We start from the raw sequence: 16,049 nt of genomic DNA, 5'->3' as shown, positions 1-16,049 counted from the left end.
CCGATTGGCGTAGATCCACGCATGGCGTGGATCTACGTGTCGACCAAGGTCGACACCCACCAGGACCCACTCTGCCATCCCGCGGATAGCCGGCTGTTGCTGTTGCCGGCCAGCGGCCGGCACTACCGGGGGGCAGGGCGCAGCCCTGCCGGTCAACCCAACTGCACTCGCCGCCCCTCGCGGGCACTGTCCATGCCTGCCTGCAGCAGCCGCATCAGCTGCAATGCCTGCACCGGACTGACCGTGGCTTCGCCGTCGCCATGCATGGCCGCTGCGAACTGCGCATACAACCGCCGGTAGTCACCGGGCAGATTGTCGACGGTGCTGCGCTGCACGTTGTCCTCGGCATCACAGCGCACCAGCTCGCCATGCCGCGGGTCGATGCCCCAGCCGGGCGCACCGGGTGCAGCACCACGGCGCAGCTGCGCTTCCTGCACATCCAGGCCATGTTTGATCCAGCTGGCCTTGCTGCCATGCACGCTGAAGTGCGGTGTGGGCGCTGCCACCAGGGAACCGGAATGCACGATCGCGCGATGCCGTGGGTAGTGCAGCACGGCGTGGAAGTAGTCGATGCCGCTGCCGCCATCGCGCTGCACGGCCAGATCGGCATCGATCGCCTCGGGCCAGCCGAACAGCACCAGCATCTGGTCCAGCAGGTGCGGGCCGAGGTCGTACCACAGGCCACTGCCGGGACCGTCCTGTTCGCGCCAGCGGTCGCGCACCTGTGGACGGTAGCGATCGAAGTGCGCATGGCACTCGGCAATGTCGCCCAGCGTCGCGTCCGCAAGCAGCGCCTGCAGTGTAAGGAAGTCGGCATCGAAGCGCCGGTTCTGGAACACGGTGGCGATGCGTCCGGCATCGCGTGCCGCAGCCAATACCGTTTCCGCTTCGGCCACGTCCAGCGCGAACGGCTTGTCGACCAGCACATGCTTGCCCGCAGCCAGTGCCGCGATTGCCAGCGGCGCATGCTGTTCATTCGGCGTGGCGATTACTACGGCATCCACGGCCGGATCGTCGAACACCTCCTGCGGCGTGGCACGCGCGTGCACGTCGCTGAACGCGCGCAGCAACGTGTCGCGCTGCGAACTGACGATGCTGTGCAGCGCCAGGCCGGGTGTGTGCTGGATCAGCGGTGCGTGGAAGACACGGCCGGCGAGGCCGTAGCCGATCAGGGCCAGTTGCAGGTCGGGGCGCATGACAGAGCTCCGGCAGTGGGAAGGGCAGGGTAAACGACGCGGGGTCACGAGCCAAAGCTGAACGGTTGTCGTTGCAGATGCCCCGATTCACAGCGGCATGACCGCAACGCCACGCCTGCTCTACGTCGGTCTGTCCAGACTGGCAGCACATTCCGAAGGAGTACGACACGATGAGCAATACGACCCGCACGCTGATTGCCTCCGCCCTCACGCTGGGCCTGGCGCTGTCCTCCTCGGCCGCATTCGCCAAGGATCCGGCTGCAAAGAGCCCGCCGACGAGTGCGCATCCGGCGACCCATGCTGATCGCCACGATTCCAACGAGCCGGTGACCGATACCTGGATCACCACCAAGGTGAAGGCCGACCTGCTCGCCAGCAGCAACGTTCCGGGTACCGAGATCAAGGTGGAAACCGTGAACGGCGTGGTCAGCCTGAGCGGTGCCGTGGCCACCCAGGCCGAGAAGGACAAGGCGGTCACCACCGCCAAGGGCATCAAGGGCGTGACCCGCGTCGATGCTGCCGCATTGAAGGTCAGCGCTGCGGCCAAGCGCTGAACCCGGTGGGCGCCCCGGCATGGGGCGCCCGCTGCCGTGTAGAGCCGAGCGCATGCTCGGCTGACTTTGGGTAACAGCCGAGCGTGGGCTCGGCTCTGCAGTGGGGTTTCCGTAACCCGTTCAGCCAACCAGTCTGGAAACCCCAGACTTGTGACCGCCTGCGCTATATTGCCGGTTCCGCCGCAGCCGGGCTCGTCCCGGACAACGCTACGCGGCCGTGCTGACGAGGAACTATGGCGCTGGTTTTCAGTGACGACATCTGGGACCGTTGGCGGTTGCCGGCCCTGGCGCTGGCCGCTGCCGCGATCATCGTGGTGCCGTGGTTGACTCTGCGCAAACTGCAGCAGGACAACGAACAGGCGATGGCCTGGGTCAACCATACCCAGGCCGTGGGTGTGGCCCTGCAACAGCTGCAGGCCGACGTACGCGATGTCGAGTCGGCGGCGCTGACGCTGTCCAAGGGTGTGGATGCGCCGGGGCTGCGCGAGCGCATGGCCAAGGCCAACGACATCCCTGGACGCCTGGCCGAACTGGGCCGGATGACCCGCGACAATCCTGACCAGCTGATCCGCATCGGTCGTATCGAGTCGATGCTGGAAGGCCGCATGGCACTTGCCCGTGAGCTCGCGAAATCCGAGCCCAACAGTGATCAGCGCGAGCTGGTGCAGGATCTGAGCACGCGCTATCCGATCCGTGGCCTGGTGGAAGAACTGCAGGCCAGCGAGCAGAAACTGCTGACATTGCGAGCCGACCAGGCTGCGCGCCAGCGCAGGCAGACCGAGCTGGTGTCGTGGAGTTCGCTGGTGGTGCAGCTGGCGCTGCTTGGCCTGGTGCTGTGGCTGCTGCAGCGACAGATCGGCCGCCGCCTGCATGCCGAACGACAATCGCTGCGTTCGGCCGCACGTGCGGCCTCGGTGCTGCAGACCGTGCGCGAGCCCATCGTGCTGCTCGACCGCGACCTGCGCGTGCAGCTGCACAACCCGGCCTTCGCCGAGCTGTACGGGCTGCAGGACGAACGTGCCGATGGCCTGCTGCTGGAAACAGTCGGCGACGGCGCCTGGAACGACGCCGTAGTGCGCCAGCGCCTGTCCGACGTGCTGCTGCGTGGCCGCGAGCTGTGGGATTTCGAGCACGAACAGCGCACCGCCGATGGCATGGCGCGTTACATGCTGCTCAATGCGCGGCGCATGCCGTTGCCGGATACCGATGACGAAGTCGTGCTTCTGACCATCAGCGATGTCACGGTGCAGCGTGCCGTGCAGATGCGCGTGGAAGAGCTGAACCGCCAGTTGGAGGGCAAGGTCGCGCAGGTATCCGAGGTCAACAGGGAACTGGAAGCCTTCAGCTATTCGGTCTCGCATGATCTGCGCGCGCCGCTGCGCCACGTGGCCGGATTCTCCGACAAGCTGTCGCGCCATCTGGGCGACGCCGCCGATGACAAGAGCCGCCATTACCTGGAGGTGATCTCCAGCTCAGCGCGGCGCATGGCGGCATTGATCGACGACCTGCTGGTCTACTCGCGGCTGGGCCGGGTGGCGATGCGCCAGCAGGCGGTGGACATGCAGTCACTTGTGGCTGATACCCGCGCCATGCTCGATTCCAACCTGCAGGCCGAGGCCGAGAACAGCGGCCATCTGCACCAGGTGGAGTGGAACATCGCCCCGCTGCCGATCGTGGTCGGCGACGAGAACATGATCCGCCAGGTCTGGCTGAACCTGCTCGGCAATGCGGTGAAGTATTCGGGCAACCGCGAGCCGGCGAAGATCCGCGTGGACTACCAGCCACAGCCTGACGGCGGTCATCAGTTCACGGTCAGCGACAATGGTGCAGGCTTTGACATGGCCTACGCCGGCAAGCTGTTCGGTGTGTTCCAGCGCCTGCACAAGGCCAGCGACTACCCGGGGACCGGCATCGGCCTGGCCAGCGTGCGCCGCGTGCTGACCCGCCATGGCGGCCGTATCTGGGCCGAGGCCGAACCGGACGTTGGCGCCACCTTCCACTTCTACCTGCCTCCCGCGATCGATGCGGACAAACAAGGGCCTTCTGCATGACCACTCTGCGCACCATTCTTCTCGCCGAAGACAGCCCGGCGGATGCCGAAATGGCGATCGACGCCCTGGAAGAGGCGCGTCTGGCCAACCCCATCGTGCACGTCGAGGATGGCGTGGAAGTGATGGACTACCTGTTGCGCCGTGGTGCCTTCGCCAACCGCGAGGAAGGCCTGCCGGCCGTGCTGCTGCTGGACATCAAGATGCCGCGCATGGATGGCCTGGAAGTACTGCGGCAGATCCGCGAGCACGAAGAGCTCAAGCGCCTGCCGGTGGTGATCCTGTCGTCCTCGCGGGAGGAAAGCGACCTGGCCCGCAGCTGGGACATGGGCGTGAACGCCTATGTGGTCAAGCCGGTGGACGTGGACCAGTTCTTCGGCGCGGTGCAGACCCTGGGCAAGTTCTGGGCGTTGATCAACCAGGCACCGGAACTCGAGTGAGCCCATGCCCCTGACCGGTCCCGCCCTGGGGGCGCTGCGCATCCTGCTGGTGGAGGACTCACCGGAAGATGCCGAGCTGATGTCCGAACAGATGCTCGATGCGGGCCTGGAGGCCCGTTTCGAGCGCGTCGAAAGCGAGGCCGAACTGCGCCAGGCACTGGTCGCGTTCCAGCCGGACATCGTGCTGTCCGACCTGAGCATGCCGGGATTCTCCGGTGACGACGCGCTGCGCATCGTGCGTGAGACCTCACCGGAGGTGCCCTTCATCTTCGTCTCCGGCACCATGGGTGAGGAGAACGCGGTGGCGGCGCTGCAGAAGGGCGCCAACGATTACATCATCAAGCACCTGCCGGCGCGCCTGCCGTCGGCGGTGGCACGTGCGATCCGCGATGCACGCAGCGCGATCGAGCGCGCACGGGTGGAAACCGAACTGATGCGCGCGCAGCGCCTGGAAAGCCTGTCGCTGCTCGCTGCCGGCCTCAGCCACGACCTGCGCAACATCCTGCAGCCGCTGCTGATCATGCCGGACCTGCTGAAGGCGCGCACCGACGATCCGCAGCTGCATCATCTGGCCGATGTCATCGCCGAGTGCGGCCGCCGTGGCCATGAGATGGCCGAATCGATGCTGTCGTTCGTGCGCGGTTCGCGCAAGCCGAGCGAGCGCATCGAGATCGATGGCCTGTTCGATGCCGTGGCGCTGCTGTTGCGCAGCAACGTGCCCGACGCCGTGCGCCTGGAACTGCAGGTGCAGGACGAAGGCCTGGTGGTCGATGCCAACTACACCGAACTCCAGCAGGTGATGCTGAACCTGGCGCTCAATGCGATCCAGGCGATGCCCAATGGCGGCCGCTTGAGCCTCACCGCCAGCCATGCCGGCCAGCGCGATGGCGTGGACTGGATGCATATCCGCGTGGCCGACGAAGGCATCGGCATGGATGCGGATACGTTGTCGCATCTGTTCAATCCGTTCTTCACCACCAAGGCAGATGGCACTGGCCTGGGGCTGATTTCCTGCAAGCGCATCGTTGAAGGCGCCGGCGGCAGCATCCACGTCAGCAGCCAGCCGGGGCAGGGCACCTGCTTCGAACTGCGCCTGCCGATGCACGACGCCATCGATGGCAGCGAGCCGATCGAACAGCTGGTGGCCTTGGGCAGCGGCCAGTCGATCCTGGTGGTCGATGGCGAAGCCACGCGCCTGTCGCTGCTGGGCAATGCGCTGTCCAGCCAGGGCTACCAGCTGCAGCTGGCGTCCGACGGCCCGGCCGCGCTGCGCTGGATGCAGCAGGAGGCGATGCCTGCGCTGGTGATCGCCGATGCAGGCTCCAAGCTGCTGCCGGCCAGCCAGCTGCTGGGCGAGATGGCCACGCTGGGCTATCGCGGCCCGGCACTGGTGCTGGAGGATCCGGCAGTGCCGGTTGCGGCCGATGCATTCCCGGACGGCGTGGAGGTGCATGTGCTGCACAAGCCACTGCAGATGCAGCAGGTGTTCCGTGCGGTGGCCGAAGCGCTGGGCTGACGTTCCGGTAGTGCCGGCCGCTGGCCGGCATTCATGTGTGGTGGAATCAACGCGGTTGCCGGCCAGCGGCCGGCACTACCGGTCCAAGGTTTCCCAGGGGAACCGCGGCAGGGCGTCCACCGCCTGTTCCAGCCGCCGCGACCAGTTCTGGTGGATGTCGGCATACAGCGCTGAATCCGCACCCAGCCGCAGCTGCTGGCCGATGCGCAGTTCACCATCGCGCAGCAGCGCCAGGTCGATCGGCAGGCCTACCGACAGGTTGGAGCGGATGGTCGAATCCAGCGACACGATTGCCGTCCGCGCCGCGTCCTCCAGGCGTGTGGCCGGGCTGAGGATGCGGTCGAGGATCGGCTTGCCGTACTTGGACTCACCGATCTGCAGATAGGGCGTCTCCGGCGAAGCAGCGATGGCGTTGCCGAGTGGATAGACCATGTACAGACCCGGCCGCTCGCCGGCGATCTGCCCGCCGAAGATCAGCGTGGCCTGGGTGTTGACCCCGTCATGGCCGTGCTCGCTGTGGCTGCTGTGCACCTGGCTGTCCACCAGCAGCTGGCCGACATACTCGGCGGCCTCGAACAGGTGGGTCATGTCGCGCAGGTTGGGCGTGCGCCGTTCACCGGCGTCGCGCCCCAGGCGTGACACCAGCAGCTGGGTGGTGGCCAGGTTGCCGGCCGCCATCAGCACGTAGGCTGCCTGGCCGGGGTACTCGAACACGTGCAGCTTGCGGTGCACGCGCACATCGTCCAGCGAGGCATTGGTCCGGGTGTCGGCAGCGAAGACCAGGCCTTCGTCCACCTCGATTCCAACGCAATAGGTCATGTCGGTGCCCTATCATGTGCGTCCCGGATTGTAGGCAGGCCGCCGTGACGACGGCATGTCCACGCCCCCATCGCTGCCACCTGAACCGCATGACGACCGTGCTCCTGAGCCTGGGCAGCAATGTCCAGCCCCGCCGCTACCTCCACGCCGCGGTGACGGCCCTGCGCGAGCGCTTCGGCGCGCTGCAGGTGTCGCCCGCCTACCGTACCGCCGCGGTCGGCTTCGATGGCCCGGCCTTCCTCAACAATGCGGTAGCGATCGAGACCGACCTGCCGCTGCAGGAGCTGGACGACTGGCTGCATGCGCTGGAAGACGCGCACGGCCGCGACCGCAGCGGGCCGCGCTTTTCCGACCGGACCCTGGACATCGACGTGGTGTTCTACGGCGACCTGGTGGTGGAAGGTCCCGGCCACCTGCGCATCCCGCGCCCGGAACTGAAGCATGCCTTCGTGCTGAAGCCGCTGGCCGACATCGCGCCGGACTTCATCGACCCGGTCAGTGGGCAGGACCTGGCCACGCTGTGGCGCGCGCACAAGCAGTTTGGCGAGGCGTTCGAGGTGGTGGACCTGGCATGAGGGAGGTTGCCGGCCAGCGGCCGGCACTACCTCAACTTACCGTGCGTCCACCATCCACGCGCAATGTGTGGCCGGTGACGAAGCTGGCCTCGGCCACCAGCCAATACACCGCTTCGGCGATTTCCTCCACGGTACCGATCCGCGCCAGCGGCGTGCGCGCCAGCAGCGCCTCGCGGGCGAAATCGTCCTTGCCCTGTTCCGGCCACAGGATCGCACCCGGCGCCACCGCATTGACCCGCACCTTCGGCGCCAGCTCCAGCGCCAGCGAGCGCGTGGCCATCTCCAGTGCGGCCTTGGCCATGGTGTAGGCGATGTGGTCGCGCATCGGGTCGGTGCCATGCAGGTCGGTCAGGTTGACGATGCAGCCCTGCTGGCGGCGCAGGTAGGGCGCCGCCGCCTGTGACAGCAGCAGTGGCGCGCGCGCATTGACCGCATACAGCTCGTCCATCGCCTCGGCGGTGACCTGGCCGAGCGGGGTGGGGAAGAAGTTGGACGCGTTGTTGACCAGCGCGTCCAGGCGGCCGAAATGGGTGACCGCTTGTTCCACCAGGTCGGACAGGGCGTCGGCGTCACGCAGGTCGGCCTGCAGCGCCAGCACGCTGCCGGGGCGCACGTTGTCGAAATCGAACGCGGCCTGCTGCAGCTCGGCGCTGGAGGTGTTGGCGTGCAGCACCACCGACCAGCCGCAGGCGTGGAACTGGCGGGCAATGGCCGCACCGATCCGGCGCGCGCTGCCGGTGATCAGGACCACGGGGTGGGTATCGCTCATCGAGGGTCCTCCAAGGCTCGGCTATCCTGTGCACCATTGTCACCGCATTCGAAGACGCCATGCAGCCCACCTTCCCCTTGCCCGAAGCCGATGCCCTGGCCCACAGCGACCAGCTGGCCGCCGCCCTGCGCGCCGAAATCCTTGCGCAGGGCGGGGCGATGCCCTTCTCGCGCTTCATGGAGCTGTGCCTGTATACCCCTGGCTGGGGTTATTACAGCGCCGGCGCCAGCAAGTTCGGTGGCAGTGGCGACTTCACCACCGCGCCCGAGCTCGGCAGCCTGTTCGCCGGCAGCGTGGCCAATGCGCTGGCACCGGTGTTCGCCCAGCTGGGTGCGCAGGCGCGGATGCTGGAGCTGGGCGGCGGCACGGGCGCCTTCGCCGAGGCGGTGCTGCTGCGCCTGGCCGAGCTGGACGCGCTGCCGTCGCGCTACGCCATCCTTGAACCCAGTGCCGACCTGCGCGAGCGCCAGCAGCAGCGCCTGCAGCAGAGCCTGCCAGCAGAGCTGGCGGCGCGAGTGGACTGGGTCGATCGCCCGTTCGAGGAGGACTGGGAGGGCGTGGTGTTTGCCAACGAGGTGATTGACGCGCTGCCGACTCCACGCTTCCTGATCCGCGATGGCGAGGTCTACGAGGAAACCGTCGAGCTTGATGGCGAAGGCAATTTCATCCGCGGCGCGCAGCCGGCCGACATCCTGCTCAATGGCGCGGTGCGCCACATCGAGCGTTATCTGGAGAAGCCTTTCGCCGAGGGCTACCGTTCCGAAGTGCTGCCGCAGCTGCCGTACTGGCTGCAGGCGGTGGCCGGTGGCCTGCAGCGTGGCGCGATGCTGTTCGTCGACTACGGCTACAACCGCGGCGAGTTCTACCAGCACGATCGCGACGACGGTACCGTGCGTGCCTTCTACCGCCACCACGTGCACAACGACGTGCATCGCTGGCCGGGCCTGCAGGACATCACCGCATCGGTGGATTTCACCGCGATGGCCGAGGCGGGCATGCACGGTGGTTTCGAGCTGGCCGGTTACTGCAGCCAAGCCAGTTTCCTGCTCGGCAACGGCCTGGACCAGGTGCTGCTGCTGGCCGAGGAACGTACGGATGAGGTTGGCCGCATCCAGCTGCGCGACCAGGTGAAGAAGCTGACCCTGCCGACCGAAATGGGCGAGCGCTTCCAGGCCATCGGGCTGCAACGTGGCGTCGACTTCGAGCCGGCCTTCGAGCTGGGTGACCTGAGCTGGCGCCTGTGAGTGGAGCGCTGCCGCTGACCAAGCCGCTGCGGCGGCCGCGGCTGTGGACCGTGCTGTGGGTGCTGGCGGTGCTGCTGGTGGTCGTGGTCTGCCTGATTCCACCGCCGCCGATTCCGCTGCCGGAAAACAGCGACAAGGGCGAGCACTTCCTCGCCTATTTCATCCTGGCCGGCAGCGCGGTGCAGCTGTTCCGCCGCGGGCGTCCGCTGCTGTGGGTGGGCGTGGGGCTGGTATTGATGGGCATTGGCATCGAATTCGCCCAGGGCGCGTTGACCAGCAACCGTACCGCCGACCCGATGGATGCGATTGCCAACACCATTGGCGTGCTGGCCGGCATGGCCACGGCCCTGACACCGTTGCGCGACCTGCTGCTGCGCTGGCGCGGGTAGAGGCGTGCCAACCAAGGCTGGCACCCACCCGTAGATCCACGCCATGCGTGGATGGACTGCCCGAGGTGCCGACCAAGGTCGGCACCCACCAGGACAGACCTGTCGTCATTTCCCCAGCGTGACCTCATCCAGCACCCACATCGCCGGACGCGTGTCGCCGGTAAAGTTGATGCACAGGTCACCGGTGCCCTGCGTGCCCTTCGGCAGCGTGGCCTTCAGCGTCACGAAGCCATCGGCATCCGGCGTGGCCGGCAACGGCACTTCCGCCAGCACCCTGCCGCTGCAGTCGCCACGACGCACGAGCATCTCGCCGTGCGCCCGCTTGGCCTTCTCGAAGCGACGCTTGGGTTCGTCGTGGGCCAGCTGGAAGTAGTATGGAATGCGGCCGGCACGCACTTCCACACTGCCGATGCCGTCCAGCTGCGCCTGCGGCCAGCGCCAGCACGGCTGGAAGATGTCGACGTTGAACACCGCACGGTTGCCTTCGCGTGGGCCATCGTCTTCCAGGCGCAGCACCAGGCCCTTCTTGCCCACGCAGCTGAGCAGCTCATCGCTGCTGCGGCTCAGCAGCGACTGCGCGGTGAATGCGGCGATGGTCGGCTTCGCGGCCAGCATCTGCCCCTGGTAGAACGCGGCGGCCTGCACGGTAGTCGGCAGTTGCCCGGTCAGCGGCTGCTGGTACAGCGGCGACTGCGCGCTCACCGGTTGGCCATCGGTGCTGTAGCGCACTTCATAACCCAGCGGATTGGACAGCGACACCGTCACCGTGTTGTCCGCACGATTGTCGGTGTAGTCCACGCCCACTTCGAACGGCGTCTGCGCATAGGCCAGGCCCCAGGCACGGTAGCGCTGCAGCTGCGCCGGCAGGCGCGCGAGGAAATCGCGGAAGTCACGATGTTCCGTCGTGCTCCAGCCGGTCTCGGCCACGGCGGCCAGGCGCGGGAACAGGTTGTGCTGCAGGCGCGCATAGCTGCGCGTGTGCTCGGTGAACATGTTGGCCTGCAGGCCGAGGATGTGCCCACGCTTGTCGGCGGCCAGCTCGGCCGGCACCGGTTCGAAGTTGTACAGCTTGCCGAGATTGACCTGGGTCGGACGGCCCGGAGGCTCGTTCGGCGAGGCGGTCTGCAGGTAGTCCAGGTACAGGTAACCCACCGGCGACATGATCACGTCATGCCCGGCACTGGCCGCAGCCAGGCCGCCTTCGGTGCCCTGCCAGGACATCACCGTGGCCTGCGGCGGCAGGCCCCCTTCGAGGATTTCGTCCCAACCGATCAGGCGCCGGTCGTGCTCCTCCAGGAAGGTCTCCAGGCGCTTGATGATGTGGCTCTGCATGGCCATTTCATCCTTGATGCCCAGCGCACGCATGCGCTGCTGCACCTGCTTCGAGGCTTCCCACTGGTCCTTGACCGCCTCGTCGCCACCGACATGCACGTACCTGGCCGGGAACAGGTCGATCACTTCTTCCAGCACGTTTTCCAGGAAGGTGACGGTGCTGTCTTCCACGTTGAACAGGTTGGGGAACACGCCCCATTCGCTGATCGGCTTCAGCGGCGTATCGATGCTGCCCAGTTCCGGATACGCAGCAATCGCGGCAGTCGCATGGCCCGGCACATCGATTTCCGGGATCACCTGGATATGCAGCTTGGCGGCGTAGGCGATCACCTCGCGGATCTGGTCCTGCGTGTAGAAGCCGCAGTACGGATGTTCCTGGCCACTGACCGGATCGATGCCGCCGTCACCTGCAGGCAGGCGGCAGCTGCCCACTTCGGTCAGCTTCGGATAGCGCTTGATCTCCATGCGCCAGCCCTGGTCATCGGTCAGGTGCCAATGGAAGGTGTTGAGCTTGTGCGCCGCCATCGCATCGAGCACGCGCTTGATCTCGTCCAGGCTCTGGAAGTGACGGGCGGAGTCGAGCATGAAGCCGCGCCAGCTGAAACGCGGTGCGTCCTGGATCTGCACCGCAGGCAGCACGCCGTTGCTGCCGCCGGTGGCGAGCTGGGCGAGGGTGGTCGCGCCATAGAACAGGCCGGTTTCGTTGCCTGCCTGCACCACCACGCCCTGCGCGGTGCTTTCCAGCGTGTAGCCCTCACCGCTGTCGCGGAAGGTCGGGACGATCTCGAAACGGATGCCGCCGCTCCTGGGTGCGGCCTTGCCCTTGGCCAGTGCCAGGCGTGGCCCGCCGCTGCGGGCCAGCAGGTCGGCGAACTGGCTGGCGACGCGCTGCGCTGCTTCGCCTTCTGCGTACAGCACGGTGTCGGCGCGGACGGTGATGCCGCTGCCCTGGCCGCGCTGCACGGTGGCCGGGGCCGGAATCAGCATCAGGCTGCCGGCGCGCAGCTGCGGGCCGGGCGCTTCAGCGGCGGGAGTGGGATCGGCGGCGAGTGCCGGCAGTACCGGCAACAGGGCGAGCAGGCTGCCCAGCAGCACTGCGCTGCGCATCCGGGCGCGGGAAGGCTTGACCATCGGTACGACTCCTTGGAACGGTGCGATGAACGCTATACATGAAAAACGCCGGGCCCGGAATGACCCAGGCCCGGCGTGCGTGCACGACTTGGCGATGTTGCCGCCGCTGGATCAGTACTTGAAGCGGAAGTTGAGGTAGTACTGGCGACCGTTGCTGTAGAACGAGGTCGGGATGGCCGCGGTCTGGTAGTACTTGTAGGTCGGGTTGTTGAGGTTCAGTGCATCGAAGCTGACGCTCAGCCAGTCGGTGGCCTTGTAGCTCAGCGACGCCGACAGCGTGCCGAAGTCATCCTGGTAGTACGGGTTGGCACCGGACAGGCCGATCAGGAACGACGAGCGGCGGGTGTAGCTGAGGCGGGCACCGAAGGTGTCGTTCTCGAAGTAGGCACCCACGTTGTAGGTGTTCTTCGAGGTGCCCAGCAGGTTGTCGGTGCCGTCGGCCCAGGTGTGCGAGGTGCTGCCATCGGCGTAGGTGTAGTTGGCGTTGACGCCGAAGTACTCGCCGATCGGCTGCTCATACGCCACTTCGAAGCCGCGCACCTTGCCGTCGGCATTCTTCGGACGCGAGATGTTGTACTCCTCGAGGCGGTTGGTCAGCTCGCTGAACAGCATCTGCTTCTCGGTGCTGAAGGCCACATAGTCCTTCAGGCGCATCGAGTACGCACCCACCGACAGCATGCCGCGCGGCATGAAGTACCACTCCAGGTTGGCGTCGAAGTTGGTCGACACCACCGGCTTCAGCTTCGGGTTGCCGCCGCCACCGGTGCGGTTCAGGTCCGAACCGTAGGAGGACGCGCCCAGCGCCGAGAAGTCCGGCAGGGTCTGGGTCTGCGAGGCTGCCAGGCGCAGCACCAGGTCGTCACGCAGGTCGTACTTGAAGTTGGCGCTCGGCAGCACGCGGTTGTGCTTGTTCTCGAAGGCTTCGCGGGTCCAGGCACCGAACAGGCTCTTCACGTCCGGCACGGTCGAGCCGATGGCCGCCGCGTAGGTGTCGATGTCCTGCTTGATGTTGACATAGCGCAGGCCGACGTTGCCGCTCCAGCGATCACCGCTGAAGTTGCCCTGCACGTAGGCGGCGAAGTTCTTCTCGGATACCTTCCACTCGGCGCCGTAGTTGTGGCGTCCGGTCGGGCCGTCATTGCCGGCCAGCCAGGTGGAGTTGTTGGTCACCGCATCCTTCAGTGCACCCGGGGTGAAGTACCACAGGTCGCGCGGGAAGCTGCCACCGATGCCGTTGGCGAAGCCGCCCGGGAAGTTGGCGGTCGCACCGTTCTTCAGCGCATCCCAGATCGCGCCCGGGGTTGCGCCTTCCGGCGACTGGGCCTCGCGCTTGTGGTCACCGAAGCGGGCACCGAAGTCGATCGAGTTCAGCACGCCAGCGTCGGCGAAGTACTGGTTGAAATCGAGGGTGGCCCACTTTTCCTTGTCGATCGCGGTGACCTGCTGGTTGCCCCAGGTGCCGAAATCGGTCACACCGCTCGGGCCGATGTTGCCACCGACGTTCCAGTCGATCGGCGAGCCGTTGCCGTGGGTTGCCCAGGTGGCGCCGCCACCACGGGCCAGGTTGACTTCGGCGATGTACTGGCGCGGCGTTTCGCCGGTGCCCTTGGTGCTGCCAGCCTGGAACTTCATGCCCAGGTTGTCGCTGATCTGCCAGTCGGCATCGAAGGTGATGTAGTTGGTCTTGGCCTTCGACTCGCGGTAGATCATGTCGTACACCGCGTAGTCGCGGTCGGCCTGGCCGGCGAAGGTGGCGTTGGACAGCACGCCATCCTTGACGACGTAACCCGGATTCGGGGCCTGGCCCGGAATCAGGATCTTGTTGCCATTGGCATCTTCAACAGTGCGGTCGTTGAGGATGCGGCCGCCCCACAGCATGAAGTTGCGGTTGTAGTTGTTCGCCTTCAGTTCCGAGCTGAAGCCTTCCAGGCCCAGGGTCAGGTTGTCCATCGGCTTGAACTGCAGCGACACCAGGCCGCCCTTGCGCTCGCGGGTCTGTTCGAACAGGGTCGAGCCGAGCAGGCCCGGCGCGTACACGCCGGCCAGGTCCGGGTTGGACTTGGCCACGGTGCCATTCGGATCGATCTGGAAGAAGCCGCCCGGGATTTCCTGCGCTTCGCGGCGCAGCTCGCGCTTCTGGCTGAAGGCCTGCACCATCACGCCGAAGTTGCCTTCGTCGTTCTTGTAGTTGAACAGGGCCGACAGCTGCGGGTCATTCGACTTGGCCTGGTCCGAACGCACCATGCCGATCGAGCCTTCCGCGGTGAGCTGCTTGGAGAACTCCAGCGGCTTGCGGGTGAGGATGTTGACGGTACCGGTGGTGCCGCCGTCCTGCAGCTTGGCCTGCGAGGACTTGTTCACTTCCACCGAGCGCACCAGCTCCGACGGCAGCAGCGAGTAGCTGACGCTGCGGCCGACGTTGTTGCCCTGGCTGAGCACGAACCAGTCGGCCGAGCCGACGGTGTGGCCATTGATCAGGGTCTGGGTCAGGCTCGGGCTGGTACCGCGCAGGCTGACACGGTCGGCTTCGTCGAAGCCGCCTTCGTCGGCGCTGGACGAGCTGATGTTCACGCCCGGCAGGCGCTGCAGGGTGTCGGCGACGTTGTGCGCGGGCAGCTTGCCCACGTCTTCGGCGGTGACCACTTCCACGCGCGCATTGGCTTCGCGCTTGGTGTCCAGCGATTTTTCCATCGACCCACGGATGCCGGTGACCTGCACGGTATCCAGGTCGGTGGCGGTCTGGGCGGCCTGCTGCGCATGCGCACTGAAGGCGATGCAGCTGACGATGGCGGCCGAAAGCAGGGTCTTGCGGGTGTTCATGATGTCTCTCCTCATCACTCGATTGGATGCCGGCGGCGGTGTTCGGTTACGGTTGCGAAGACATGCGCGGGGCGGCGGCGAAGTCCCGTGCGTTGGCGTGCCACGTACTGCGTGCTGCGATTGCGTTGAAGCCTGTTGCGGTGTCAGGCGGCCGACTGCTGCTGCAGGTACCAGCTGGCAGCGCCGACCACGCCCAGCTGGCCGTGTTCGACGACCTTCACCGGGATGCGTGCCAGTGCTTCGCCCATCGGCCCCTTCTGCAGGTAGCGTTCGACGAAGGTGCTGGCGTGCAGGTATTCGCGGATCTGCGGCAGGATGCCGCCGGCCAGGTAGACGCCACCATGGGCGCCATAGAACAGGGCCATGTCGCCGATGGTGCTGCCGAGCAGCCCGCAGAACACATCCAGCGCCTGGCGCGCATGCGCATCGGTATCTGCCATGGCCGCGGCGGTGACTGCATCGGGGCTGGCCAGCGTCGGCACCTGACCCTGCAGCGCACACACCGCGCGGTACAGGTTCATCAGGCCGGGGCCGGAGATCGCATGCTCGATCGACACATGGGCGCGGTCGCGCTGCATGTGGCGGACGATGGCCATTTCCAGTTCGGTGCTTGCGGCGAGGGTCGGCTGGCCGGCTTCCGTGGGCAGTACCACCGGGCCGTGCGCGGTGGGGATCCACAGCGCGGCACCGAGGCCGGTGCCGGGGCCTACCACCAGGGTCGGGCCGCGCGCAGCGGTCTCCGGCCCGCACAGGTGCAGCACGCCACTGGCGTCCACCTGTGCGGCGGCGTAGGCCACTGCCTCGAAATCGTTGACGATGTAGACCCGCTGCAGGCCGACATCGGCTTCCACCTGGCGCGCGGACAGCGGCCACGGCAGGTTGGCGGTGATCACCGTGCCGTCCTCGCGGGCATAGCCGGCGCTTGCGACCACGCAATGCGTGGGCCGCGGGCCTTCACCCAGGAAGTCGGACAGGATCGCGCTGAGGCCGCCGTGGTCGGCGTTGCGGTACTTGCGGTATTCCAGCACCTGCACCGGATGGGCGGCATCACCGCTGGCCTGGACCCGGGCCACGCGCACATGGGTGCCACCGACGTCGGCGGCCAGGAATGTCGGCGCGACTCGGGACAGGACATGGGCCGGGGCGGGGTGGCTGGCGGTCACGCGGGCTCCTGCTGCAGGTGAGGCCGGCCCCGGGTTCGGGGGCGGCGATTGGG

At 66.8% G+C, this 16,049-nt stretch carries 13 protein-coding genes; 7 read left to right on the top strand and 6 right to left on the bottom strand.

The window, feature by feature from the left end; all coding sequences use genetic code 11:
• Positions 1-152 precede the first annotated feature (152 nt).
• A complete protein-coding gene (locus tag ACZK4H_RS18315) occupies positions 153-1,196 on the bottom strand; it encodes an oxidoreductase (RefSeq protein ID WP_099551101.1) in 1,044 nt (347 codons plus the stop codon).
• A 170-nt stretch (positions 1,197-1,366) separates the two neighbouring features.
• Between ACZK4H_RS18315 and ACZK4H_RS18310 the strand changes: the two genes are divergently transcribed.
• The 4 genes from ACZK4H_RS18310 to ACZK4H_RS18295 all read left to right on the top strand — a co-directional run bounded on the left by ACZK4H_RS18310 (position 1,367) and on the right by ACZK4H_RS18295 (position 5,754).
• Positions 1,367-1,750 carry a BON domain-containing protein gene (locus ACZK4H_RS18310; protein ID WP_049429380.1) on the top strand — a complete coding sequence of 128 codons (384 nt, stop codon included), beginning with the start codon at positions 1,367-1,369 and terminating at the stop codon, positions 1,748-1,750.
• Positions 1,751-1,983: 233 nt separating this feature from the next.
• Positions 1,984-3,801: a sensor histidine kinase gene (locus tag ACZK4H_RS18305; protein WP_099551102.1), complete on the top strand. Its 1,818-nt coding sequence runs from the start codon at positions 1,984-1,986 to the stop codon at positions 3,799-3,801.
• Positions 3,798-4,238: a response regulator gene (locus tag ACZK4H_RS18300; protein ID WP_005411057.1), complete on the top strand. Its 441-nt coding sequence runs from the start codon at positions 3,798-3,800 to the stop codon at positions 4,236-4,238. The genes ACZK4H_RS18305 and ACZK4H_RS18300 overlap by 4 nt, the downstream gene beginning before the upstream one ends.
• 4 nt (positions 4,239-4,242) lie before the next feature.
• Positions 4,243-5,754 (top strand): hybrid sensor histidine kinase/response regulator, encoded by a 1,512-nt coding sequence (locus ACZK4H_RS18295; RefSeq protein WP_099551103.1) that lies wholly within the window; start codon positions 4,243-4,245, stop codon positions 5,752-5,754.
• A gap of 75 nt (positions 5,755-5,829) precedes the next feature.
• Here the strand turns inward: ACZK4H_RS18295 and ACZK4H_RS18290 are convergent, their stop codons facing one another.
• A complete protein-coding gene (locus ACZK4H_RS18290; RefSeq protein WP_099551104.1) occupies positions 5,830-6,573 on the bottom strand; it encodes a proteasome-type protease in 744 nt (247 codons plus the stop codon).
• 89 nt (positions 6,574-6,662) lie between these two features.
• Here ACZK4H_RS18290 and folK point away from each other — a divergent pair, with 89 nt between their 5' ends.
• Positions 6,663-7,148 carry a 2-amino-4-hydroxy-6-hydroxymethyldihydropteridine diphosphokinase gene (gene folK / locus ACZK4H_RS18285; protein WP_099551105.1) on the top strand — a complete coding sequence of 162 codons (486 nt, stop codon included), beginning with the start codon at positions 6,663-6,665 and terminating at the stop codon, positions 7,146-7,148.
• A gap of 31 nt (positions 7,149-7,179) precedes the next feature.
• Here the strand turns inward: folK and ACZK4H_RS18280 are convergent, their stop codons facing one another.
• Positions 7,180-7,917 carry a pteridine reductase gene (locus ACZK4H_RS18280; protein ID WP_088479658.1) on the bottom strand — a complete coding sequence of 246 codons (738 nt, stop codon included), beginning with the start codon at positions 7,915-7,917 and terminating at the stop codon, positions 7,180-7,182.
• 59 nt (positions 7,918-7,976) lie between these two features.
• On the opposite strand from ACZK4H_RS18280, the gene ACZK4H_RS18275 reads away from it, so the two are divergent.
• Positions 7,977-9,161 (top strand): class I SAM-dependent methyltransferase, encoded by a 1,185-nt coding sequence (locus ACZK4H_RS18275; protein WP_099551106.1) that lies wholly within the window; start codon positions 7,977-7,979, stop codon positions 9,159-9,161.
• The gene (locus ACZK4H_RS18270) at positions 9,158-9,550 is read left to right on the top strand and encodes a VanZ family protein (RefSeq protein ID WP_099551107.1); all 393 of its coding nucleotides are present in this window, start codon (positions 9,158-9,160) and stop codon (positions 9,548-9,550) included. Before ACZK4H_RS18275 ends, ACZK4H_RS18270 begins: the two co-directional genes overlap by 4 nt.
• 105 nt (positions 9,551-9,655) lie before the next feature.
• Here the strand turns inward: ACZK4H_RS18270 and ACZK4H_RS18265 are convergent, their stop codons facing one another.
• From ACZK4H_RS18265 to ACZK4H_RS18255, 3 genes are all read right to left on the bottom strand, one after another.
• Positions 9,656-12,013 carry a beta-N-acetylhexosaminidase gene (locus ACZK4H_RS18265; RefSeq protein WP_099551108.1) on the bottom strand — a complete coding sequence of 786 codons (2,358 nt, stop codon included), beginning with the start codon at positions 12,011-12,013 and terminating at the stop codon, positions 9,656-9,658.
• 111 nt (positions 12,014-12,124) lie between these two features.
• Positions 12,125-14,833, bottom strand: a complete 2,709-nt coding sequence (locus ACZK4H_RS18260; RefSeq protein WP_099551109.1) for a TonB-dependent receptor — start codon at positions 14,831-14,833, stop codon at positions 12,125-12,127.
• 143 nt (positions 14,834-14,976) lie between these two features.
• Entirely contained in the window at positions 14,977-15,996 is a 1,020-nt protein-coding gene (locus ACZK4H_RS18255; RefSeq protein ID WP_099551110.1) for a glucokinase family protein, read from the bottom strand.
• Positions 15,997-16,049 lie beyond the last annotated feature (53 nt).

The organism is Stenotrophomonas sp. 78350_Sma, from assembly GCF_056482105.1.
Note: the sequence above shows the minus strand (reverse complement) of the source record. Positions and strands in the feature narration are given on the sequence as shown.

Coding starts and splice junctions, on each gene's coding strand:
- ACZK4H_RS18315 (WP_099551101.1), bottom strand. CDS start 1,196: ATGCGCCCCGACCTGCAACTGGCCCTGATCGGCTACGGCCTCGCCGGC.
- ACZK4H_RS18310 (WP_049429380.1), top strand. CDS start 1,367: ATGAGCAATACGACCCGCACGCTGATTGCCTCCGCCCTCACGCTGGGC.
- ACZK4H_RS18305 (WP_099551102.1), top strand. CDS start 1,984: ATGGCGCTGGTTTTCAGTGACGACATCTGGGACCGTTGGCGGTTGCCG.
- ACZK4H_RS18300 (WP_005411057.1), top strand. CDS start 3,798: ATGACCACTCTGCGCACCATTCTTCTCGCCGAAGACAGCCCGGCGGAT.
- ACZK4H_RS18295 (WP_099551103.1), top strand. CDS start 4,243: ATGCCCCTGACCGGTCCCGCCCTGGGGGCGCTGCGCATCCTGCTGGTG.
- ACZK4H_RS18290 (WP_099551104.1), bottom strand. CDS start 6,573: ATGACCTATTGCGTTGGAATCGAGGTGGACGAAGGCCTGGTCTTCGCT.
- folK (WP_099551105.1), top strand. CDS start 6,663: ATGACGACCGTGCTCCTGAGCCTGGGCAGCAATGTCCAGCCCCGCCGC.
- ACZK4H_RS18280 (WP_088479658.1), bottom strand. CDS start 7,917: ATGAGCGATACCCACCCCGTGGTCCTGATCACCGGCAGCGCGCGCCGG.
- ACZK4H_RS18275 (WP_099551106.1), top strand. CDS start 7,977: ATGCAGCCCACCTTCCCCTTGCCCGAAGCCGATGCCCTGGCCCACAGC.
- ACZK4H_RS18265 (WP_099551108.1), bottom strand. CDS start 12,013: ATGGTCAAGCCTTCCCGCGCCCGGATGCGCAGCGCAGTGCTGCTGGGC.
- ACZK4H_RS18260 (WP_099551109.1), bottom strand. CDS start 14,833: ATGAACACCCGCAAGACCCTGCTTTCGGCCGCCATCGTCAGCTGCATC.